Below are 22,019 nucleotides of genomic sequence, written 5' to 3' on the forward strand. Positions count from 1 at the left end.
CGAACCGGAGCCACCATGAACAAGTACAAGAGCGACATGATCACCTGGGGCATGATGCTGCGAAAGGTGCCGTCCATTGCCAAGGCGCTACCTCGGGTGGTGCGAGGCATGAGGGCAGGGAACATCGACAACCCTGACCAACCCTGTGGACTGGGCTGGAGTTTCGAGCAGGCCACCCTGCGCAATCCCCAGGGGCCGGCCCTGTTGTATGGCGATCGGGTACTCAGTTACTCCCAGGTCAATCAATGGGCCAACCGCATCGCTGCTTACCTGCGGGAGCAGGGCATCGGCAAGGGCGATGTGCTGGCGATTTTCATCGAGAATCGCCCTGAGCTGCTGGTCACGGTGCTGGCGGTGGCCAAGCTTGGCGGGATCTGCGCGATGCTCAACACCGCGCAGACCCAAAGCGTGCTGGCGCACAGCCTGGAACTGGTGAAGCCGGTGGGCATCATGGTCGGTGGTGAGTTGCTGGCGGCTTTTTCCGCAGTACGCGATCAAGTGGATATCGATCCGGCTCGCACCTGGTTCGTGGCCGATCAGGACACCTTCGTCGACCCTGGACCGACTCCGCAGGACCTGGTCAACCTGATGGCCGAGAGCGCCGGTTATCCAGCGGACAATCTGCTGCAGACCCAGCGCATCTTCTTCAACGACCCTTGTTTCTACATCTATACGTCCGGCACCACGGGCCTGCCCAAGGCGGGGATTTTCAAGCATGGGCGCTGGATGCGCACCTCTGCCGGTTTCGGCACCATCGCCCTGGATATGCAGCCCGGCGACGTGGTGTATTGCACCTTGCCGCTGTACCACGCCACCGGACTGTGCGTCTGCTGGGGCTCGGCCATCACCGGCGCCTCGGGGTTCGCCATTCGCCGCAAGTTCAGCGCCAGTCAGTTCTGGGACGATGCGCGTCGGTTCAAGGCGACGACTGTGGGCTATGTCGGTGAATTGTGTCGCTACCTGATCGATCAGCCCAGCACTGCCCGGGATACCGAGCATGGCGTGTTGAAGATGATCGGCAATGGCCTGCGTCCGGGAGTCTGGAGCGAGTTCAAGCAGCGTTTCGGCGTCGGTCATGTCTGTGAGCTGTACGCGGCCAGCGACGGCAATATCGGCTTCAGCAATATCCTCAACTTCGACAACACCGTGGGTTTTTCCCTGATCCCCTGGGCATTGGTGGAGTACGCCCACGACACCGGGGCGCCATTGCGCAACAGCCAGGGCTTCATGCAGAAGGTCGCCAAGGGCGGTCAGGGCCTGCTGTTGGCGAAGATCGACGACAAGGCGCCGCTGGATGGCTACACCGATCCGGAAAAGAACCTCAAGGTGATCCTCAAGGATGTGTTCGAGAAGGGCGATTGCTACTTCAACACCGGTGACTTGCTGCGCGACATCGGTTTTGGCCATGTGCAGTTCGTCGATCGGCTGGGGGACACCTATCGTTGGAAGGGCGAGAACGTCTCCACCACCGAGGTGGAAAACATTCTACTGGGGCACCCGCAAGTGGCCGAGGTGGTGGCCTATGGCGTCGAAATCCATAACACCAACGGCCGTGCCGGAATGGTGGCTATTACCCCGGCGGAGTCGCTGGCAACCCTGGATTTCAGTGAGTTGCTGCAATATGCCAGACAGCAGCTTCCGGCTTACGCGGTGCCGCTGTTCCTGCGGATCAAGGTGAAAATGGACACCACTGGCACCTTCAAATATCAGAAGAGCCGACTCAAGGAGCAGGCGTTCGACCTCGAACGGGTCGGCGACGATCCGGTCTATGCCTGGCTTCCCGGGTCGGATACCTATGTGCAACTGACCCCGCAGATTTTTGCCGATATCCAGGGCGGGCGTCTGCGTTATTGATTCTGCCTATGGCGGCTCTTGGGAAAAAAGGGATGACAGGCTGCGGCCGGCTTGGGGAAACTAGCGCCTTTCCGATTTGCCGAACCTGGAGTTTCCGATGACCGACAAAAGCCGCCAGATGACTGAAGAAGAGGCCGCCCAGTTTGTCGAACAGGTATTCAACGTGGCCCGTCAGGGCGACGCACAGATGCTCGACAAGCTGGCGGCCAGTGGCCTGCCGGTCAACCTGCGCAACCACAAGGGTGACACCTTGCTGATGCTGGCCGCCTATCACGGGCATGTGGACGCCGTGCAGGTGCTGCTCAAGCACCAGGCCGATCCCGAGATTCGCAACGACAATGGCCAGAGCCCGATCGCCGGCGCCGCCTTCAAGGGCGACCTGGCGGTGGTCAAGGCCCTGGTGGAAGGCGGAGCTCAAGTGGAAGGTTCGTCCTTTGACGGGCGTACCGCGCTGATGATGGCAGCGATGTTCAACCGCACGGAAATCGTCACTTACCTGATCAGCCAGGGCGCCGATCCCAAGGCTTGCGACAGCAATGGTGTCAGTGCCCTGGAAGCCGCCAAGACCATGGGTGCGCAGGACACTGCCGCACAGCTGGAAAAACTCCTGGCCTGAGCCGTCAAGGTTCGAGGGGTGAGGGCGCCAGGCCCGCGTCACAGGCGTAGGTCTGGGGGCGCACTTTAGGCTATCCTTCGCGCCCTCGAATTTCCTTGTCTTCAGGATGTCCCCATGAAAACCGCCCTTATCGAACTCATCAGCAAAATCAGCTCCGGGTGCATGGGCGATGCCGAGATCCAGCAGATCGCCGACGAAGCGGCCCAGGCCTACGCCGATCCCCAGGCGTTCCTGGCGGCCAATCCGGACATCAACTACGACGACAGCTTCCCCATTCCCCTGGGCGAGTGGGTGGTGGTCGGCAGCCTGCCGGAGACTGTGCTGTTTCAGGCCGACACTTATGTTGATCTGTTCGCACAGATCGTCGCGTCTTTCGGCAAGGACGTGCCTTTCAACATCAAGCCCAAGCAGTTGGCGAAGATCGAAGCCTTGACGGCCTTGAACCGCATCCAGATCCAGATGGGCAGCATGAACCCGGAAAACGGCGGCTATGTGCTGATGAATTTCAGCCAGTTGCTGGATGACGAACTGCAGATGGTGCTGGTCTACGGCAATGACCTGCCGCGAGTGCTGGAGTTGTGTGCCGAAGTCGGTATCGCCGCAGCGCCGGCCCTGGAAGCGTTGAAGATTGCCGTGCACGTCTGAATCCGCCATAGCGGTGGAATAAAACGGAACCCTGATTCAGCGCGACTATCCTAAAGAGGCACACCTTCATTTGGGAGCGACACCATGGGTTCCACCTTCAATGGCCTGGTTGGCCTGATCATTCTGGCCCTGGATATCTGGGCCATCATCAACGTGCTGAAAAGCAGCGCTGAAACCGGGATGAAGATTGTCTGGGTGTTGTTGATCATCTTCCTTCCCGTACTTGGGTTGATCATCTGGGCCATTGCCGGTCCCCGAGGTAATGTCAGGCTCTGAACCAGGACACGTGACGAACAGCCCCGGCATCATGGCCGGCGATGGAAAAAAAGGGCCGCCAGGCCCTTTTTTGTGTGACTAAACATGCGTTGAACGAAATTTTCACAAGGCCTCAAAGACAATTCGCCGGCGTTTTTCCCCTGGTGCGAATCCCGGCAATCTGTTGTTCCAGAGCCGTAGGAGCTGGGCTTGTGGGGAGCGCCCACTAATCAATGGCAATGCCTTCAGTGATCGTGCAACATCTGCGCACCGCGTAATCCCCGTCGCCCTGGCGACAAAAAGAGGGCAGAACGCCACTTTTTCTCTGCAACTTAAACTTCCAATGGGTCCTAAAACCACATGGCAAACTCGGATGCCCTGAGTCAGCAGCGATCCTCGAATCGCCTGCTGCAACCGACCGTCAAATCCCATCTGGCCTACACGCTGCTGTGCGCGCTGGTCATGATGGTGATGTTTTCTTTGTTGCGCGTCGCGCTGTTGGTCTACAACCGCGAGATGATTCTCGACACCCCGGCTTCGACCTTCCTCGAAGCGTTTGCCAATGGGCTGCGTTTTGACCTGCGGCTGGTGGTCTACCTCAGCGTACCGCTGGTGCTGGCCATGCTCAGTGCCCGGGCCATGGCGGCTCGCGGGCTGCTGCGCTTGTGGCTGACGGTGACCTCCAGCATTGCCTTGTTCCTTGGCCTGATGGAGATGGATTTCTACCGTGAGTTCCACCAGCGTCTCAACGGTCTGGTCTTCCAGTATGTGAAGGAGGACCCGAAAACCGTGATGAGCATGCTCTGGTACGGTTTCCCTGTGGTTCGCTACCTGCTGGCCTGGGTCGTGGGAGCCTGGATCCTCAGCCTGGCGTTCAAGTGGGCCGACCGTGCCACTCGGCCTCGCGGTCCGTTCAGCGGTGGCAATGTCGGCGCACGCCAGGTTGCGCCCTGGTATGCACGTATTGCGGTATTCGTGGTCTGCCTGCTGATCTGTGTGGTGGCGGCTCGTGGCACCCTGCGCCAGGGTCCGCCGATGCGTTGGGGGGATGTCTACACCACCGAATCGAACTTCGCCAACCAGCTGGGCCTCAACGGCACCCTGCAGTTGATGGCGGCAGCCAAGGATCGCTTCTCCGAAGACCGCACCAATATCTGGAAGGCGAGCTTGCCTCAGCCGTTGGCTCAACAGACCGTACGCGACATGCTGCTGGTGCCGAACGACAAACTGGTGGATGCGGACATCGCCGCCGTGCGCCGTAATTACACGCCGGATGCGGACAAGACCCTGCCGATCAAGAACGTCGTGGTGATCCTGATGGAAAGCTTCGCCGGGCATTCGGTGGGCGCGCTGGGACGTCCTGGGGAGATCACTCCCTACTTCGACAAACTGTCGACACAAGGCCTGCTGTTCGACCGCTTCTTCTCCAATGGCACCCATACCCACCAGGGCATGTTCGCCACCATGGCCTGCTTCCCCAACCTGCCGGGCTTTGAATACCTGATGCAGACCCCGGAAGGCAGCCACAAACTGTCTGGCCTGCCGCAGCTGCTGAGCGCCCGCCAGTATGACGATGTGTATGTCTACAACGGTGATTTTGCCTGGGACAACCAGTCGGGGTTCTTCAGCAACCAGGGCATGACCAACTTCATTGGTCGCAATGACTTCGTCAATCCGGTGTTCTCCGACCCGACCTGGGGTGTGTCCGACCAAGACATGTTCAACCGTGGCCTGGAAGAGTTGAAGGCCCGTGAAGGCAAGGGGCCGTTCTACGCCCTGCTGCAGACCCTGTCCAACCACACCCCGTACGCATTGCCGACGCCATTGCCCGTGGAGAAGGTCACCGACCGCGGTAGCCTCAATGAGCACTTGACCGCCATGCGCTATTCCGACTGGGCGTTGGGCCAGTTCTTCGAGAAGGCGAGCAAGGAGCCGTACTTCAAGGAGACGCTGTTCGTCGTGGTCGGTGATCACGGTTTCGGCAATGAGCAACAGATCACCGAAATGGACCTGGGTCGTTTCAACGTGCCGATGCTGATGATTGCACCCGGTATCCAGGAGAAGTTCGGCCAGCGCGACCACACCGTGGGCACGCAGATCGATATCGTGCCGACCATCATGGGCCGCCTCGGTGGTGATGTGTTGCACCAGTGCTGGGGGCGTGACCTGCTCAACCTGCCCGAAGGCGACAAGGGCTTTGGCGTGGTCAAACCGTCGGGCAGCGATCAGACCGTGGCGCTGCTGACGGCGGATCGGGTGCTGGTCCTGCCCAAGGAAATGCCGCCCAGGCTGTACAAGTACGAGCTGGGTGCAACCCCTGGCGGCGAGCTGATTTCCGGAGCCGCCGATGAGGCGCAGCTCAAGCAGAAGCTGGAATCCTTCCTGCAGACGGCGACCAAGAGCCTGATCGACAACACCGCCGGCGTGGTCAACGGCAAGCCGGATTGACCCTTGGACTTGTCGGCGCTTGTAGAGCGTTGGCAAGACCTTGCTGATAAAGAAAACACCCCTGATGGGGTGTTTTTTTTTTGCCTGTCGACAGATGAGGCCATTGATTTGTCTTGAGGTATTTCCCGTTCTTCTTGGGAAAAGTTTCTCGGTGATTAGTCGATTTCTCGCGTTTAAATGGGAAATTTCTTGGATTTTAGGATTCATCTGATGTTAGCCGATACAACAGACTGTAATGATCGCATCCGCTTCGGCCCGGACGGATACGCACAAAGCTCCAGATCTGGCACGCAGCATTGATTGTTGAATGGTGTGGTCGGCAGTACGCCACGATGATGGGTAAATGGAGAATTAAATGAAAAAGTTTCGTTTGGCGGCGGGTGTTGTATCGGCTCTATTCTTCGCGGCAAACAGTGCTTTTGCATATGATGTGCTGCTTACATTTGAGGGTAAGGTTGTACCCACGACATGTAAGGTAGACGGGCTTTCTGAAATTAAACTTAATCCTGTGAGTACAAGTGCTCTTAAAAGCTCGGGTGATTTTGCAGGTGCGAGTCCTTTTACTATTCATGTGTCGGGGTGTGATGCTACTAAGTTAAAAGGAAAGTTTAGTTTTGAATTTCCTAAAGTGGACGCTAAAACAGGCGCTCTTATAAACAGTGCTCCCGGTGGTTCCACGGCTCAGATCCAACTGCTTGATCATGGAAGTAATCCTATTCATCTACTGGCCTCGTTTGCTCAAGAGCCGTTTGCGCCCGTGGTTGCAAATGAAAGTGAGGCGCGATTTGCATTCGCTGCTCGGTACTTGGCAGGTGAAGACCCAGTGACTGCAGGGGACGTTAAAGCCGAACTGACCTTTGATCTTGTTTACGAGTGAAATCAAAGCCTTGAAGCCTGAGCTTCGAGGCTTAATCCTGTGAGCGATAGAGTCCATGTTTTGTTGTTTCATTTCACGTCTGATCACTTGTATCGCTATTTTGCTGTGTTCTCTATCCGTCCAGGCCAGCGTGGTGGTTGATGCCACGCGAATTGTCTATCCAGCCAAGGAGCGCGAAGTTTCTCTCAGGCTGAGCAATCAGGGGCAACAAGCGGCGCTGGTACAGACCTGGATCGACTATGGTCGCGTCGATGCCAAGCCGGATGAGGTGGATACACCTTTCATGGTGATGCCGCCCATGGTGCGGATCGATCCCGACAAGGGGCAGTCGCTGCGGATTGCCTTTGTACCGTCAACTCATTTGCCGAAGGATCGCGAGTCGGTGTTCTGGCTCAATGTGCTGGATGTACCCCCACTGGCGAGTGCGCAGGTCGGCAATCACATGCAATTGGCGTTTCGTACGCGTCTGAAGTTGTTTTTCCGCCCTGCGGATCTTCCGGGAAGTTCCACTGAAAGTGCGGAAAAACTGCGCTGGAATTTATCCAGGTCTGGCAAGGACACTGTCTTGCAGGTGCACAATGATGGAGCCTTTCATGTGTCTTTCAAGTCGGTTGAGTTAAAGCTCAAAGATGGTCGGGCTTTAACAGTGGAAAGTCATATGGTCGCTCCAAAATCATCTGCTGATTTTGTTTTTGAACAAACACCCAAAGCCTCGGAGGTCGGGGGGGGTGTGATGTACGAATGGATAAACGATTTTGGAGTCAATATGCGCGTTGAGGCCAAGCTGCAACAGTAAAATACTCCAGAAAAAGCTCTTGGTTTTATCCCCTGCTTAATGTTCGTGCCGAGGCATTTGCCTCGGTATTTTCGTCATTGACCCATCGTACTGACTGTTCGGGCAGGTTAGATGAGTGCTTTGTCAAAAAAGTTGCTGTTACTTGTGAGTTGCGTACTTGCTTGCTCTAGAAAGTGTTTGGTTGTGCGTGATGGTTTTATTCTGGGCAGCATGACGCTGATCGGAACGTGGATGGTTATTGATGTCAGCGCGGCTGACGAGCCGATTCGTTTCAATCCGGCGTTCTTTGGCAACAGTCGTGGAGAAACGCTGGACCTGTCCAGGTATGAGCAAGGTAATCCGCTGACGCCCGGGACTTATCGCCTTGATGTGTATCTCAATCAAAACCGGGTTGGGACTCAAGAGATCCTGCTCAGGACTGTGGCCGATGGTTCAAGGGTCGAGCCCTGCCTGCCACCCGCTTTGCTGGAGCAACTGGGCGTTGATTTCACCCGGCTGCCCGAGGACCAGGCCAACCGGGCCCGCGCCGCCGAGTGCCTGGGGCCCGACGAAATGGTGCCTCAGGGGCGCCTGGAAGTGGACATGGCCGACTTGCGCGCTGATCTGTCCATTCCTCAGTTGTACCTGAGCCGGACCCAGCGCGGTTATGTGTCTCCCAAAGAGTGGGATGCGGGGGTCAATGCAGGCTTTCTCGGCTACAGCAACAACCTGTCCGAGAACCGTAGCAACGGACAGCGCAGTCGCCAGTTTTATAGCGGCCTCAATACGGGGCTCAACCTGGGCCAATGGCGCCTGCGACACAATGGCTCCTACAGTTATGACGATCAGTCAGGTTCCGGCGGTCGCAGCCAGTACAACGCCTTGAGCAGCTATGTGCAGCGCGATATCACCGCGGCCCAGGCCCAGCTGACCCTGGGGGAGTTCTATACCCCCAGCAGTCTGTTCGACAGTTTTTCCTTTACCGGCGTACAACTGCGCAGCGATGAGCGCATGTTGCCTGATTCGATGCGTGGGTTTGCGCCCGTGGTGCGTGGCGTCGCCGATACCACCGCCAAGGTCAGCGTGCGCCAGGGCCAGAACCTGTTGCATGAAACTACGGTGCCCCCGGGGCCGTTTGCCATCGATGACCTGAACAGCGCCGGTTACGCCGGTGACCTCAATGTCACCATCACCGAAGCCGATGGGCGGACCAAAAGTTTTGTGGTGCCCTATGCCTCGATGGCCCAGTTACTGCGACCCGGCAGTTCGCGCTTCAGCCTGAGCGCCGGCCGCTACCGCGATGACAGCCTGGATACGCTGCCCGGTTTTGTTCAGGGAACCTATCAGTACGGTTTGTCCAATCTGTGGACCGGTTATGGCGGCAGTATCCTGGCTCAGGATTATCGAGCGTGGCAGGGCGGCGTGGCCTTGAGCACTTCCCTGGGAGCGGTGGCGCTGGATCTGACCCATTCCCAGGCCTCGGGCTTGAACGATTCAGAGGCTGACGGCCCCACGCAACTCAGTGGTCGCAGCCTGCGCTTGTCGTACAACAAGCTGATTGAAACCACTGCCACCAACTTCAGCGTGGCGGCCTATCGGTTCTCCAGTGAGGGTTATCTGAACTTCGACGAGTACGCTCGCCTGCGGGACAGCCCGTCGCAAGACCGGTCGTTCAAGCAACGCAGTCGGCTGCAGTTGAGCCTGAGCCAGCCGATAGGCGAGCGCATGGGGCAGCTGAACTTTTCCGGTCTGGCGCAGGATTACTGGCGTCGCGATCAGGGGCGGGATCTGAGCTATCAGGTGGGGTACTCCAACAGTTACAGCTGGGGGAGTTTCAGTTTCAGCGCCGCCCGCACCCGCAGCGGAGGGGGCAGCATGGACAATCAATACCTGCTCAGTATCAGTTTGCCTCTGGGACGCAGCCGCTATTCACCCTACCTGAGCTCGTCCATCAACTACGACGGCAGCGGCAATCACGGCGTCAATAGCTCCTTGAGTGGCAGTCTCGGCGAAAACGCCCAGGTCGGTTACAGCCTCTACGGCTCACGTGATCGTTATGCGGGGCAAAGCAACAGCAACTATGGCGGCAACCTGCGTTATGACGCGGCCCATGCCAACTACAACCTGAGCGCCAGCCGTGGCCAGAACTATCAGCAAGCCAGCTTCGCCATGCAAGGCACCCTGGTCGCCCACCCGGGCGGCATCAACGCCACCTCGGGGCAGGGCGAAACCATGGCGGTACTCGAAGCCGCCGGGGCCAAAGGGGCTCAGGTCCTGAGTAACGCCAACACGCGGATCGCTGATAACGGTTATGCAGTCGTGACCGGACTTACGCCTTATCGACGCAACGATATGGCCCTGGACCCTAAGGGCACTTCCCGGGATGTCGAGCTGGAGATGACCTCGCAACAGACAGCTCCGCGTGCGGGGGCGGTGGTCATGCTGCGTTATCCGACCGTGGTGGGGACGGCCGTGCTGCTCAAACTGGTACGCGATGATGGCCAGATGATTCCCTTGGGCGCGCAAGTTCTCGGTGCCAATGGGGAGGTGTTGACGCAGGTCGGACAGGGCGGCCGAGCCTTTGTTCGGGGATTGGAAGGTCAGGGCCAGTTGTTGATTCAGTGGGGGGCAGGGCAGAGTTGCCTGGCCTCTTATCGCATGCCCAGCGGCCCCTCCTCGAATGACGAGTATTACCAGCAATTGGAGTTGCCCTGCCATAAGGGCGGCGCAAACTTAAACAGGTAGGTAAGGGGTGAGTATCAAAGTCCTGCTCAACAATCGATGGTCCTTAATCGCGTGGTTACTGCTTGCCACCATTTATGGCAATCACGCTCTGGCCACATGCACCGGAAAACCATTGTCGACACCCTTCACCAGTGCCGACTTCGCCATGCTCAAGCCTCCGCGCGATATTCCGGTGGGCAGCACTATCCTGGTCAAGGAGATAGACCAGGGCAACACCACCATGACCTGTAGTGGCAACGGGCTCTGGTTTGACTACGGCTTTGTCGGGGGCGCCACCAAGACCGCCTTTGAGCATGTCTATGAGACGGGAGTGCCGGGGATTGGCATGCGGATCTACTGGTACAACGAGGGCGGTGTTTACATGGAATGGCCAAGGTTCGAGCGTCGGTTGAACCCCACCACCTATTCACCGCCGCATAAGTTCAGGTTCGAACTGGTAAAGACCGGCACCATCAGCTCGGGAAAGTTCATCGATCACAAGATCGAGATTTATTATCACAACCAATTGAGCAATAAGATTTCGTTCAATAACGTGTCCTACACCGCTCAGAGCAGGGGTTGTACTGTCGCCCGTCCGGTGCAAACGGTCACCATGCCCACTGTTCCACTGGGCAAGTTCAAGCCGAATCCCACTCCGATCGGCCCCAAGTCGTTTGCGATCGATCTTAAGTGTGACAAAGGCGTCAAGGTTGCCTATTACATCACCGGGCTCAATACCGACCTGCATATTTTAAAAAACAGCGTGGGGAAACGCATGGCCAAGGGCGTGGGCCTGATCCTGGTTCAAGGTGATGCCAGCAGCCAGACCCAGCAAATGTTTAGCACCCGCACTGAGTTCAAGACTTCGCAAACTACTGTCGATGACGAAAGACTCAGTATCCCGCTCACTGCCTTTTACATTCAGTACGGTCCGGAAGTAACGGCAGGCGATGTCCTGACCAACGCCACGGTGACGTTCATGTATGAATGAACGGGGGGTCTTCACTCGTCTGTGAACCTCGCCCAGCGTCCTGTCGTCAGGACGCTGGCTGTTTCAGTAGTCAGTTCACGCTAAAGCGGTCTGGCTGATTCAAATCCTGCCCAGCAGCAATAACACCAAGAGCACCACCAGCACGACGCCGATGATTCCCGAAGGGCCATAACCCCAACTTCTGGAGTGAGGGAATACAGGCAGGCCGCCAATCAGCAGCAAAATCAGAATGACGATCAGAATGGTGCCCATGGTGGTTTCCTTGAATTGAATAGAGTTGAACAACGCAGTTGTTCAAGGACAACTTGGCTTTATGAATAAAGCCAAGCGCTTAATAAATCCGACTCTGCGCCTATCGAGATAATTCCAAATTTTTTAATGCATTGCGCTGCCCGGGTTATTTCCTTTGCGTCTGTCATCGATCGCGCGGCAGCGTGCACCCGGCCAGCGGTTTGCCCGGGGCATTCAGCAGCCTGATGGTGCGTGGGTGGCGCAGGGGCCTTCGCTACACTGCGGCCCATCTTCCCCGGAACAACAAGGCAACTCTTATGCACAATCGCATGATGATCACTGGCGCCGGCTCTGGCCTGGGTCGCGAAATCGCTTTGCGCTGGGCCCGCGATGGCTGGCGGCTGGCCTTGTCCGATGTCAGCGAAGCGGGCCTGCAGGAAACCCTGAAGCAGGTACGCGCCGCCGGTGGCGACGGTTTCGTGCAGCGTTGCGATGTGCGTGATTACAGCCAGTTGACCGCCTTTGCCCAGGCTTGCGAAGTGAAGTTCGGCGGCATCGACATCATCGTCAACAATGCTGGCGTGGCTTCGGGCGGGTTCTTCGGCGAGCTGTCCCTGGAGGATTGGGACTGGCAGATCGCGATCAACCTGATGGGCGTGGTCAAGGGCTGCAAGGCTTTTCTGCCGCTGCTGGAACAGAGCAAGGGCAAGATCATCAATATCGCCTCCATGGCCGCCTTGATGCAGGGCCCGGCCATGAGCAACTACAACGTGGCCAAGGCCGGAGTGGTGGCGCTGTCCGAGAGCCTGCTGGTCGAGCTGGCGCAGCAGGAAATCGGCGTGCACGTGGTCTGCCCGTCGTTCTTCCAGACTAACCTGCTGGATTCCTTCCGTGGTCCGACCCCGGCCATGAAGGCCCAGGTGGGCAAATTGCTGGAAAGCTCGCCGATTACCGCCGCCCAGATTGCTGATTACATTCACACCCAGGTCAATGCCGGTCAGTTCATGATCCTCCCCCACGAGCAGGGGCGCATGGCCTGGGCCCTGAAGCAGAAAAACCCTCAGGCGCTGTACGACGAAATGACCCAGATGGCGGACAAGATGCGAGCCAAGGCCAAACAAGGGGCCCACTGAGCTTGCTCCACCCCCTTGGCCTCGTTAGGGTTGCCGGCACCTGGCAATCCTGACGAGACCTTGCATGCTCAATTACCTGTGGTTCTTCCTCGCCGCGCTGTTTGAAATCGCCGGCTGCTATGCCTTCTGGATGTGGCTGCGCCAGGGCAAGAGCGCCTTGTGGGTGATTCCCGCCCTGATCAGCCTGACCCTGTTCGCCCTGTTGCTGACCAAAGTCGAAGCCAGTTACGCCGGACGCGCCTATGCCGCCTACGGTGGCATCTACATCGTTGCGTCCATTGGCTGGCTGGCGGTGGTGGAGCGGGTGCGGCCCCTGGGCTCGGACTGGCTGGGGCTGGCACTGTGTGTGATCGGGGCCAGTGTGATTCTGTTCGGCCCGCGCTTTTCCAACGGTTGAGCATCCCGGCCCAAAGGTTTGGGCCGGTCCAGGCATCAGTCGAACAGCTCCTTGGGCACGTCGTGCTTGAGCATCAATTGGCACTGTTCGCTGTCTGGATCGAAAACGATCACCGCCTGGCCCTTGCTCAGGGCCTGACGAACCCGCAGCACGCGGGTTTCCAGAGGCGTCTCATCGCCGTTATCGGTGCCCTCGCGGGTGACGAAGTCTTCGATTAGACGGGTCAGGGTGTCGACTTCAAGTTGGTCGTGGGGAATCAGCATGGGGGGCCTCCGAAAAACAATCCCGGATGCTACTGCGCCCGGGGGTGTGCCGCCAGTTGTAGCGCGCACAAACCCCGGGTCGCGGTTCAGGACTTGTTGCCCACCAGGCTGTCCACCGAGGGCACCCGAGTGTCGCTTTCCATCTGTGTGTCGTGTTCCAGCTGATGACTGAAACGGTCCAGGGAGCCCTGGGCCGGCTGTGCATCGCTGGCGAACACCGGTGGGCTGAGGATATAGGCGCTGAGCAAGCGGCTGAGCGCCGCCAGGCTGTCGATGTGGGTGCGTTCGTAGCCGTGGGTGGCGTCGCAACCGAAGGCCAGCAGCGCCGTGCGAATGTCATGGCCGGCGGTCACGGCCGAATGGGCGTCGCTGAAGTAGTAGCGGAACAGGTCGCGGCGCACCGGCAGTTCGTGCTCGGCGGCCAGACGCAGCAGGTGCCGGGACAGGTGATAGTCGTAAGGGCCGCCGGAGTCCTGCATGGCCACGCTCACCGCGTGCTCACTGGAGTGCTGGCCCGGTGCGACCGGGGCGATGTCGATGCCGACGAATTCGCTGACGTCCCAGGGCAGGGCCGCCGCCGCACCGCTGCCGGTTTCCTCGGTGATGGTGAACAGCGGGTGGCAGTCGATCATCAAGCTTTCACCGCTGTCGACGATGGCCTTGAGCGCTGCCAGCAGGGCGGCGACGCCGGCCTTGTCATCCAGGTGCCGGGCGCTGATGTGGCCGCTTTCGGTGAACTCCGGCAGCGGGTCGAAGGCGACAAAGTCGCCCACGCCTATACCTAAGGATTCGCAATCGGCGCGGGTGGTGCAGTAGGCGTCCAGGCGTAGTTCGATGTGGTCCCAACTGATGGGCAACTCGTCCACCGCGGTGTTGAAGGCGTGGCCGGAGGCCATCAACGGCAGCACGCTGCCGCGCAGTACGCCGTTGTCGGTGAACAGGCTGACCCGGCTGCCCTCGGCAAAGCGGCTGGACCAGCAGCCTACGGGGGCCAGGGTCAGGCGGCCGTTGTCCTTCACCGCACGGACGCTGGCGCCGATGGTGTCCAGGTGCGCCGAGACGGCCCGGTCGGGGCTGTTCTTCTGGCCCTTGAGGGTGGCGCGGATGGTGCCGCGCCGGGTCAGTTCGAAGGGGATGCCCAGTTCTTCCAGGCGTTCGGCAACGTAGCGCACGATGGTGTCGGTAAAGCCGGTGGGGCTGGGAATGGCGAGCATTTCCAGGAGGACTTTCTGCAGGTAGGCGAGGTCCGGTTGGGGAATCGGGCGGGTCATGGAAACTCCTGATGAAAAAAGGCCATCGATGGTTTCGATGAGGGCATGGATGGAGGGCCTGGGGGGGCGCCTTCGCTGGCGAGCCAGCTCCTACCAATGGGGCAGGGGCCGGCTGGCCGGCGAAGGATCAAGGCGCCGGTTGGCTGTGGGGAAACAGCAGATCGATAAAGCGCTCGGCGGTGGGCTGCGGTTCGTGGTTGGCCAGCCCGGCGCGTTCGTTGGCTTCGATGAACACGTAGTCCGGCTGGTCTGCTGCCGGCACCAGCAGGTCCAGGCCGACCACCGGAATGTCCAGGGCCCGGGCCGCGCGGATGGCGGCGTCGGCCAGGGTCGGATGGAGAATGCCGGTGACGTCATCCAGGGTGCCGCCGGTGTGTAGGTTGGCGGTGCGCCGGACGAACAGCCGCTCGCCGGCCGGCAGCACGCTGTTGTAGTCGTAACCGGCGGCATGCAGGGTGCGCTGGGTTTCCGCGTCCAGGGGGATCTTGCTTTCGCCGCCGGTGGCCGCCTGGCGTCGGCGGCTGCGGGCCTCGATCAAGGCGCCAATGGAATGCCGACCGTCGCCGATGATCTCGGCGGGACGGCGGATGGCCGCAGCCACCACTTCAAAGCCGATCACCAGGATGCGCAGGTCCAGCCCTTCGTGGAAGCTTTCCAGTAACACTCGGCTGTCAAAGCGTCGGGCCTGGTCGATGGCGCGCTGCACCTCTTCAATTGTGCTCAGATCCACGGCCACGCCTTGTCCCTGTTCTCCGTCCAACGGCTTGACCACCACCCGCTGGTGCTCGTCGAGAAACTCCAGGTTGTCGTCGGCGTTGCCCGCCAATTGCTGGGCGGGCAGCTTCAGGCCGGCCTCTTTGAGCACCTTGTGGGTCAGGCTCTTGTCCTGGCACAGGCTCATGCTGATGGCACTGGTCAGGTCGCTCAGGGATTCCCGGCAGCGCACCCGGCGCCCGCCGTGGCTGAGGGTGAACAGCCCGGCGTCGGCGTCATCCACCTGGACATCGATGCCACGGCGATGGGCCTCCTCGACGATGATCCGTGCATAGGGGTTGAAGTCCGCCTGGGGCCCGGGGCCGAGGAACAGCGGCTGGTTGATGCCGTTCTTGCGCTTGATGGCAAAGGTCGACAGGGTGCGAAAGCCCAGCTTGGCGTAGAGGTTCTTGGCCTGGCGGTTGTCGTGCAGCACCGACAGGTCCAGATAGCTCAGGCCGCGGCTCATGAAGTGTTCGATCAGATGCCGCACCAGCACTTCGCCCACGCCCGGGCGGCTGCAATCGGGGTCCACCGCCAGGCACCAAAGGCTGCTGCCGTGCTCCGGGTCCTGGTAGGCCTTGTGGTGGTTCAGGCCCATGACGCTACCGATCACCGCGCCGCTGTCTTCGTCCTCGGCCAGCCAGTACACCGGACCGCCCTGATGGCGCGGAGTCAGCAGCTTCGGATTGATGGGCAGCATGGCCCGGGCCTGATACAGCTGATTGATGGCCTGCCAGTCCGATTCGCTCTGGGCCCGACGGATACGGAAGCCTCGAAACACCCGGGTGGCCTGGCGATAGTCGCTGAACCACAGACGCAGGGTATCGGAAGGGTCAAGGAACAGTTGCGCCGGTTCCAGCCCGAGCACCTGTTGCGGCGCCGCCACATACAGAGCGATGTCGCGCTCGCCGGGACGCTCGTTGAGCAACTCCTCGGCGAGGCGGGTGGGGTTGGGAAAGGTATGGCCGATCAGCAGTCGGCCCCAGCCGCAATGCACGGCGATGGGTTCATTGCCGGGTTCGCTGCCGTCTTCGGCAAAGCGCGCTTGCAGACGTTCATAGGACGGCGCCTGGCCGCGCAGCAGGCGTTGGCTGTAAGCCGTGGCGTGAGCTTTCATCGGTCAGATTCCTTGTTCGCTGAGCCACAGGTTCAAGGCCGCCAGTTGCCACAGCTTGGAGCCGCGCAGGGGCGTCAGTTGGCCCTGGGGATCGGTCAGCAGGCGATCGAGCATGGCCGGGTTGAATAGGCCGCGATCCTGGCTCGGGTCCAGCAGCAGTTCACGCACCCAGTTCAGGGTGTCGCCTTGCAAATGCTTGAGGCCCGGCACCGGGAAGTAGCCTTTCTTGCGGTCGATGACCGCGCTGGGGATCACCCGCCGCGCCGCTTCCTTGAGCACCTGCTTGCCACCGTCCGGCAGCTTGAAGCGCGCCGGCACCCGGGCCGACAGCTCCACCAGGCGGTAGTCGAGGAACGGTGTGCGCGCCTCCAGGCCCCAGGCCATGGTCATGTTATCCACACGTTTGACCGGGTCATCCACCAGCATCACCGTGCTGTCCAGGCGAAGGGCCTTGTCCACAGGCGCGTCGGCGCCGGGTTGGGCGAAATGCTCGCGGACGAAGTCGCCGGCGGCGTCGCGTGCCGTCAGCCATTGCGGCTGTACGGTGGCCGCGTAGTCGTCGTAGCTGCGATCGAAGAAGGCCGCACGGTAGGCGGCATACGGGTCGCTGGCGCCGTCTACCTGCGGGTACCAGTGGTAGCCGGCGAACAGTTCGTCGGCGCCCTGGCCGCTTTGCACCACCTTGCAGTGCTTGGCCACTTCTCGGGACAACAAATAGAAGGCGATGCAATCGTGGCTGACCATCGGTTCGCTCATGGCGCGGAACGCCGCCGGCAACTGGTCGATGATCTCGCCCTCGTCGATGCGCAACTGGTGATGCCGGGTGCCGTAGTGGCGGGCAATCAGGTCCGAGTACTGGAACTCGTCGCCGCGTTCGCCGCCGGCATCCTCGAAGCCGATGGAGAAGGTCGACAGGTCGTCTACCCCGACTTCCCGCAGCAGGCCTACCAGCAGGCTGGAATCGACACCGCCTGACAGCAGCACGCCGACATCCACCGCCGCCCGTTGCCGGATGGCCACCGCCTCGCGGGTGCTTTCGAGCACTCGGTCAGTCCAGTCTTCCAGCGTCAGCCGGGCTTCGTCGGCACGGGGGCCGTAGGGCAGGGACCACCAGGTCTGCTGTTCGCTGCGGCCGTCGGCTTCGATGCGCATCCAGGTGGCCGGTGGCAGTTTCTCGATGCCCGCCAGCAAGGTGCGTGGCGCCGGCACCACGGCGTGGAAGTTCAGGTAGTGATTGAGCGCCACCGGGTCGAGGATCGGGTTGATGTCGCCGCCCTTGAGCAAGGCCGGCAGGGCTGAGGCGAAGCGCAGCCGCTGGCCGGTGCGCGACAGGTACAAAGGCTTGACCCCGAGGCGGTCGCGGGCGATGAACAGGCGCTGGGCATCGCGCTCCCAGATGGCGAAGGCGAACATGCCGTTGAGCTTGGGCAGCAGGTCGGCGCCCCAGGCGTGGTAGCCCTTGAGCAGCACTTCGGTGTCACCGCCGGAATGGAAGGCATAGCCCCGGGCTTCCAGTTCGGCGCGCAGTTCGGGGAAGTTGTAGATCGCGCCGTTGAAGGCCAGGGACAGCCCCAGCTGGTTGTCGATCATGGGCTGCGCCGAGCCATCCGACAGGTCCATGATTTTCAGCCGCCGATGGCCGAGGGCGATTGGGCCCTGGCTGTGAAAGCCCCAGGCGTCGGGGCCACGGGGGGCCAGGTGATGAGTGATTCGTTCAACCGCTGCCAGGTCGGCAGGTTGATGATCAAAGCGTAATTCGCCAGCTAATCCGCACATAAGTCCTTACCGGTTTTTCCGTTGGGGAGAGTCAATCTGCAGTCGCCAAAAGGGCGGCTACCTGGAAACTGACCTGTGCATAACTCGGGAGTTTTAGACCGATCGGTTATAAGTAGTTGAGCGAGGGCGGGCTGTTGGATGGAGTCGGTCGTGCTGGCTAGCGGTCATGGGCGGCGCTGAAAAATCAGCGCCGCCGCTCTGCTTCAGGCCTGGCCGCGAATCAGGCGACGCAGGGCGAAGCGATTGGGATGGCAGGCTTCGGCCACGCTCCTGGGCAGTGGCAGCGGCTCGTTTTCCAGCCAGGCGGCCAGCAGTTCGCCTGACAGCGGCGCGGTGATCAGCCCGCGAGAACCATGACCGCTGTTGATGTACAGGCCGTCGAGCCAGGGGCAGGGCAGGTCCGGCACCTGGCGCGCGTCCTTGCCCAGGGCGGCGTAGGTGTCGGCGAACGCTTCCGGGTCCGCCAGAGGACCGACGATGGGCAGGTAGTCCGGGCTGGTACAGCGGAAGGCCGCGCGGCCTTGCAGGCGGTCCAGGGGCAACTGCTCGGCGTTCAGGCGTTGCAGCAGGTCGCTGGAAATTTCCCGCAGCATCGCAAGGTTACCGGCATGTTCGGCAGTGGTCGGCGTCAGGTCCTGGCTCTTGAAGTCGAAGCTGGCGCCCAGGGTGTGCTCGCCCAGTCGCGGCGGAGCGACGTAACCCTCGGCGCAGACCACGGTGGCCAGGCTCTGACTGTGCTCGGTTTGTGGCAGGCGGGTGATCTGCCCGCGAATACGTTTGAGGGGCAATTCGGCGCTGGCCGGGAAGCGTTTGATTTCGGCGGCACCGGCAAGGATCACCACCGCTGCGCTGGCCAGCATCCGTTCGCCGTCCCAGGCTTGCCATTGCTGGTCGACCCGGCGTAACTCCAGCACGTCCTGATGAGTCAGGAGCCGGATCTGCGGATGCTTGGCCTGCCACTGGCACAGGGCGGGCGGATGCACCCAGCCACCTTCGGGATAGAACAGGCCGCCGTGGTCCAGGCCGATGCCGGCCAGGGCCTGGGCCTCTGGCTGATCCAGCCGCCGCAGCAGGTCGGTGGGGAAGGCCGCGGCCAACTGCGCCTGGCGTTCGGCCTCCTTGGGATTGAACGCCAGTTGCAGCACCCCGCAAGCGTCCCAGTCCTGGCCGCGTTGCAGGTGTTCCAGTTGGCGTCGGGTGTAGCCGAAGCCACTGAGGATCATCTGCGACAGTGCTGTGCCGTGGGCTGAAAGCTTGAGGTAAAGCACCCCTTGCGGATTGCCCGAGGCTTCCTGGGCCAGTTGCTCATGGCGTTCCAGTAATTGCACCTGCCAACCGCGGGCAGCGAGGCTGGCGGCGCTGGCGCAACCGGCCAGCCCGCCGCCGATCACCAGCGCGGTTTTGGCCTGGACCGGCGGGCGGGCGAACCAAGGCTTGGCTCGGGCTGGCGGCGGCGCGTCTTCCGGCCAGCCGAGGAAGTCGCCGCGCAGCACTTCCCATTTGCGACCGATGCCCGGGGTGCGCTTCATCTTGAAGCCCGCCGCGTTCAACAGGCGGCGTACCCAGCCGGTGCTGGTGAAGGTGCTGAGGGTGGAGCCCGGCGCCGCCAGGCGCGCCAGTTCTGCGAACAGTTCCGGGGTCCACATGTCGGGGTTCTTTGCCGGGGCGAAGCCGTCGAGAAACCAGGCGTCGATCTGGGCGTCCAGTTGCGGCAGTTGCTCCAGGGCATCGCCGATCAGCAGGGTCAGGGTGACCCGGCCATCGTCCAGCACGATGCGCTGGAAGCCAGCGTGCACGGCGACGTAGTGCTTGAGCAGCGGTTGGCTCAGGTCCGCCAGTTCCGGCCACAGGGCCAGGGCCCGTTGCAGGTCGGCCGGACTCAGGGGGTACTTTTCCACGCTGACGAAATGCAGCCGGGCAGTGGCCGGCGCCTGCTCCTGGAACAACTGCCAGGCGCAGAGAAAATTCAGCCCGGTGCCGAAGCCGGTTTCACCGATGACAAATTTTTCGCCTGCCTCGAGCGCGGCAAAGCGCTCCCGCAGGCGGTTCTGTTCGATGAACACATGGCGGGTTTCATCCAGGCCCGAGTCGCTGGAGAAGTACACATCATCGAAGACCCGCGAGCGCGGGCGTCCTTGGTCGTCCCAGTCGAGCTGGGCGTGGGGCAGTTCAGGTGTCATGTTCGGCTCGTTTGGCGCAAGGCGGCCATTCTAGCCGATCACCGGCCCCGTGCCTGATCCACGGCAAGCCGCGGCGGGTTCAGGGATTTGTTTTCCTTGGCGCAGGTCCATCCGCTAGTCTTGGACAATTCTTGGAAGGGAGCCACCCATGTTCGAATCCGCTGAAATCGGTCACGCCATCGACAAAGAAACCTACGATGCCGAGGTGCCGGCCCTGCGCGAGGCCTTGCTCGAAGCCCAGTTCGAGCTACGGCAGAAGGCCAAGTTTCCAGTGATCGTGCTGATCAATGGTGTCGAGGGCGCGGGCAAGGGCGAGACGGTCAAGCTGCTCAACGAATGGATGGACCCGCGGCTGATCGAGGTGCGCACCTTCGACCAGCAGACCGACGAGGAACTGTCCCGGCCACCGGCCTGGCGTTACTGGCGGATGCTTCCGGCCAAGGGGCGCATGGGGGTGTTTTTCGGCAACTGGTACAGCCAGATGCTCCAGGGCCGGGTGCATGGCCAGATCAAGGACCCGCGCCTGGACCAGGCAATCAATGGCGCCGAACGCCTGGAAAAGATGCTCTGCGATGAAGGCGCGTTGATCTTCAAGTTCTGGTTTCACCTGTCCAAGAAACAGATGAAGGACCGCCTCAAGTCCTTGCAGGATGACCCGCTGCACAGCTGGCGCATCAGCCCGCTGGACTGGCAGCAGTCGCAAACCTACGACAAGTTCGTCAAGTACGGCGAGCGGGTGTTGCGCCGCACCAGTCGTGACTACGCGCCCTGGCATGTGATCGAGGGCGTCGATCCGCATTACCGCAGCCTCACTGTGGGCCGGATTCTGTTGGAAGGATTGCAGAATGCCTTGAGCCGTCAGCCATTGAAGTCGACCCAGGTCAACGCCGCGCCGTTGCCGACAGCGGTGGATCAACTGAGTCTGCTGGACAGCCTGGACATGACCCAGCACCTGGACAAGGACGACTACGAGGAACAGTTGATTACCGAGCAGGCGCGTCTGGCCGGTTTGCTGCGGGACAAGCGCATGCGCAAGCATGCCCTGGTGGCAGTGTTCGAAGGCAACGACGCGGCCGGCAAGGGCGGCGCCATTCGCCGCGTCGCAGCGGCGCTCGACCCGCGCCAGTACAGCATCGTGCCGATTGCCGCACCCACTGAAGATGAACGGGCGCAGCCTTACCTCTGGCGTTTCTGGCGGCATATTCCGGCGCGCGGCAAGTTCACCATCTTCGACCGTTCCTGGTACGGGCGGGTGCTGGTGGAGCGGGTCGAGGGTTTCTGTCAGCCCACTGACTGGCTGCGGGCCTACAGCGAGATCAACGACTTCGAAGAGCAGTTGGCCGATGCCCGGGTGATCGTGGTGAAGTTCTGGCTGGCCATCGACAAGGACACCCAACTGGAGCGCTTCCAGGCACGGGAGGCGATTCCCTTCAAGCGCTTCAAGATCACCGAGGACGATTGGCGCAACCGCGACAAGTGGGGTGACTATCGTGCCGCTGTCGGCGACATGGTGGACCGGACCAGCACCGAAGTGGCGCCCTGGACGCTGGTGGAGGCCAACGACAAGCGCTGGGCACGGGTCAAGGTCCTGCGCACCATCAATCGGGCCCTGGAGACCGCGTTCGAGCGTTCCGACAAGCACGACAAGAAACAGAAGAAGGACAAGAAGTAGACCGATGGTCGCGCATACGCCCAGTGAATGATTGTCGC

The 22,019-nt window shown here is 60.9% G+C and carries 18 protein-coding genes; 12 read left to right on the forward strand and 6 right to left on the reverse strand.

The window, feature by feature from the left end:
* The first annotated feature begins 15 nt into the window (after nucleotides 1-15).
* From Q8O96_RS09365 to Q8O96_RS09405, 9 genes are all read left to right on the forward strand, one after another.
* On the forward strand, nucleotides 16-1,854 hold the full coding sequence (locus Q8O96_RS09365; protein ID WP_102860818.1) for a long-chain-acyl-CoA synthetase: 1,839 nt from the start codon (nucleotides 16-18) through the stop codon (nucleotides 1,852-1,854).
* Nucleotides 1,855-1,951: 97 nt separating this feature from the next.
* Nucleotides 1,952-2,470 (forward strand): ankyrin repeat domain-containing protein, encoded by a 519-nt coding sequence (locus tag Q8O96_RS09370; protein WP_102860819.1) that lies wholly within the window; start codon nucleotides 1,952-1,954, stop codon nucleotides 2,468-2,470.
* A gap of 114 nt (nucleotides 2,471-2,584) precedes the next feature.
* Nucleotides 2,585-3,115 carry a hypothetical protein gene (locus Q8O96_RS09375; RefSeq protein WP_102860820.1) on the forward strand — a complete coding sequence of 177 codons (531 nt, stop codon included), beginning with the start codon at nucleotides 2,585-2,587 and terminating at the stop codon, nucleotides 3,113-3,115.
* An 84-nt stretch (nucleotides 3,116-3,199) separates the two neighbouring features.
* The gene (locus tag Q8O96_RS09380; protein ID WP_102860821.1) at nucleotides 3,200-3,391 is read left to right on the forward strand and encodes a PLDc N-terminal domain-containing protein; all 192 of its coding nucleotides are present in this window, start codon (nucleotides 3,200-3,202) and stop codon (nucleotides 3,389-3,391) included.
* A 339-nt stretch (nucleotides 3,392-3,730) separates the two neighbouring features.
* Nucleotides 3,731-5,818: an LTA synthase family protein gene (locus Q8O96_RS09385; RefSeq protein ID WP_115580667.1), complete on the forward strand. Its 2,088-nt coding sequence runs from the start codon at nucleotides 3,731-3,733 to the stop codon at nucleotides 5,816-5,818.
* Nucleotides 5,819-6,173: 355 nt separating this feature from the next.
* On the forward strand, nucleotides 6,174-6,695 hold the full coding sequence (locus Q8O96_RS09390) for a fimbrial protein (protein WP_082729923.1): 522 nt from the start codon (nucleotides 6,174-6,176) through the stop codon (nucleotides 6,693-6,695).
* Nucleotides 6,696-6,750: 55 nt separating this feature from the next.
* On the forward strand, nucleotides 6,751-7,491 hold the full coding sequence (locus tag Q8O96_RS09395) for a fimbria/pilus periplasmic chaperone (protein WP_305948701.1): 741 nt from the start codon (nucleotides 6,751-6,753) through the stop codon (nucleotides 7,489-7,491).
* 231 nt (nucleotides 7,492-7,722) lie between these two features.
* The gene (locus tag Q8O96_RS09400; protein WP_305948702.1) at nucleotides 7,723-10,215 is read left to right on the forward strand and encodes a fimbria/pilus outer membrane usher protein; all 2,493 of its coding nucleotides are present in this window, start codon (nucleotides 7,723-7,725) and stop codon (nucleotides 10,213-10,215) included.
* A gap of 7 nt (nucleotides 10,216-10,222) precedes the next feature.
* On the forward strand, nucleotides 10,223-11,185 hold the full coding sequence (locus Q8O96_RS09405; RefSeq protein ID WP_305948703.1) for a fimbrial protein: 963 nt from the start codon (nucleotides 10,223-10,225) through the stop codon (nucleotides 11,183-11,185).
* A gap of 99 nt (nucleotides 11,186-11,284) precedes the next feature.
* On the opposite strand, the gene Q8O96_RS09410 is transcribed toward Q8O96_RS09405, so the two are convergent.
* Complete coding sequence (locus Q8O96_RS09410) at nucleotides 11,285-11,437, reverse strand: DUF3309 family protein (protein ID WP_007945780.1); 153 nt, start codon at nucleotides 11,435-11,437, stop codon at nucleotides 11,285-11,287.
* Between the two features lie 296 nt (nucleotides 11,438-11,733).
* Between Q8O96_RS09410 and Q8O96_RS09415 the strand changes: the two genes are divergently transcribed.
* Both Q8O96_RS09415 and Q8O96_RS09420 read left to right on the forward strand, forming a co-directional pair.
* The gene (locus Q8O96_RS09415; protein WP_115580663.1) at nucleotides 11,734-12,549 is read left to right on the forward strand and encodes an SDR family oxidoreductase; all 816 of its coding nucleotides are present in this window, start codon (nucleotides 11,734-11,736) and stop codon (nucleotides 12,547-12,549) included.
* Between the two features lie 64 nt (nucleotides 12,550-12,613).
* Entirely contained in the window at nucleotides 12,614-12,946 is a 333-nt protein-coding gene (locus tag Q8O96_RS09420) for a YnfA family protein (RefSeq protein WP_060840471.1), read from the forward strand.
* 35 nt (nucleotides 12,947-12,981) lie between these two features.
* On the opposite strand, the gene Q8O96_RS09425 is transcribed toward Q8O96_RS09420, so the two are convergent.
* From Q8O96_RS09425 to mnmC, 5 genes are all read right to left on the reverse strand, one after another.
* On the reverse strand, nucleotides 12,982-13,209 hold the full coding sequence (locus tag Q8O96_RS09425; protein WP_025127101.1) for a YheU family protein: 228 nt from the start codon (nucleotides 13,207-13,209) through the stop codon (nucleotides 12,982-12,984).
* 86 nt (nucleotides 13,210-13,295) lie between these two features.
* Complete coding sequence (locus Q8O96_RS09430; RefSeq protein WP_102880490.1) at nucleotides 13,296-14,480, reverse strand: osmoprotectant NAGGN system M42 family peptidase; 1,185 nt, start codon at nucleotides 14,478-14,480, stop codon at nucleotides 13,296-13,298.
* 127 nt (nucleotides 14,481-14,607) lie between these two features.
* Nucleotides 14,608-16,353 (reverse strand): N-acetylglutaminylglutamine synthetase, encoded by a 1,746-nt coding sequence (ngg, locus tag Q8O96_RS09435; protein ID WP_305948704.1) that lies wholly within the window; start codon nucleotides 16,351-16,353, stop codon nucleotides 14,608-14,610.
* Nucleotides 16,354-16,356: 3 nt separating this feature from the next.
* Nucleotides 16,357-18,129 (reverse strand): N-acetylglutaminylglutamine amidotransferase, encoded by a 1,773-nt coding sequence (locus tag Q8O96_RS09440; protein ID WP_305948705.1) that lies wholly within the window; start codon nucleotides 18,127-18,129, stop codon nucleotides 16,357-16,359.
* A gap of 203 nt (nucleotides 18,130-18,332) precedes the next feature.
* Nucleotides 18,333-20,309 carry a bifunctional tRNA (5-methylaminomethyl-2-thiouridine)(34)-methyltransferase MnmD/FAD-dependent 5-carboxymethylaminomethyl-2-thiouridine(34) oxidoreductase MnmC gene (gene mnmC, locus Q8O96_RS09445; protein WP_305948706.1) on the reverse strand — a complete coding sequence of 659 codons (1,977 nt, stop codon included), beginning with the start codon at nucleotides 20,307-20,309 and terminating at the stop codon, nucleotides 18,333-18,335.
* A 148-nt stretch (nucleotides 20,310-20,457) separates the two neighbouring features.
* Here mnmC and pap point away from each other — a divergent pair, with 148 nt between their 5' ends.
* A complete protein-coding gene (gene pap, locus Q8O96_RS09450; RefSeq protein WP_115580659.1) occupies nucleotides 20,458-21,981 on the forward strand; it encodes a polyphosphate:AMP phosphotransferase in 1,524 nt (507 codons plus the stop codon).
* Nucleotides 21,982-22,019 lie beyond the last annotated feature (38 nt).

It is taken from the genome of Pseudomonas sp. LPH60 (assembly GCF_030718165.1).
Taxonomy (GTDB): Bacteria; Pseudomonadota; Gammaproteobacteria; order Pseudomonadales; family Pseudomonadaceae; genus Aquipseudomonas; species Aquipseudomonas danubii.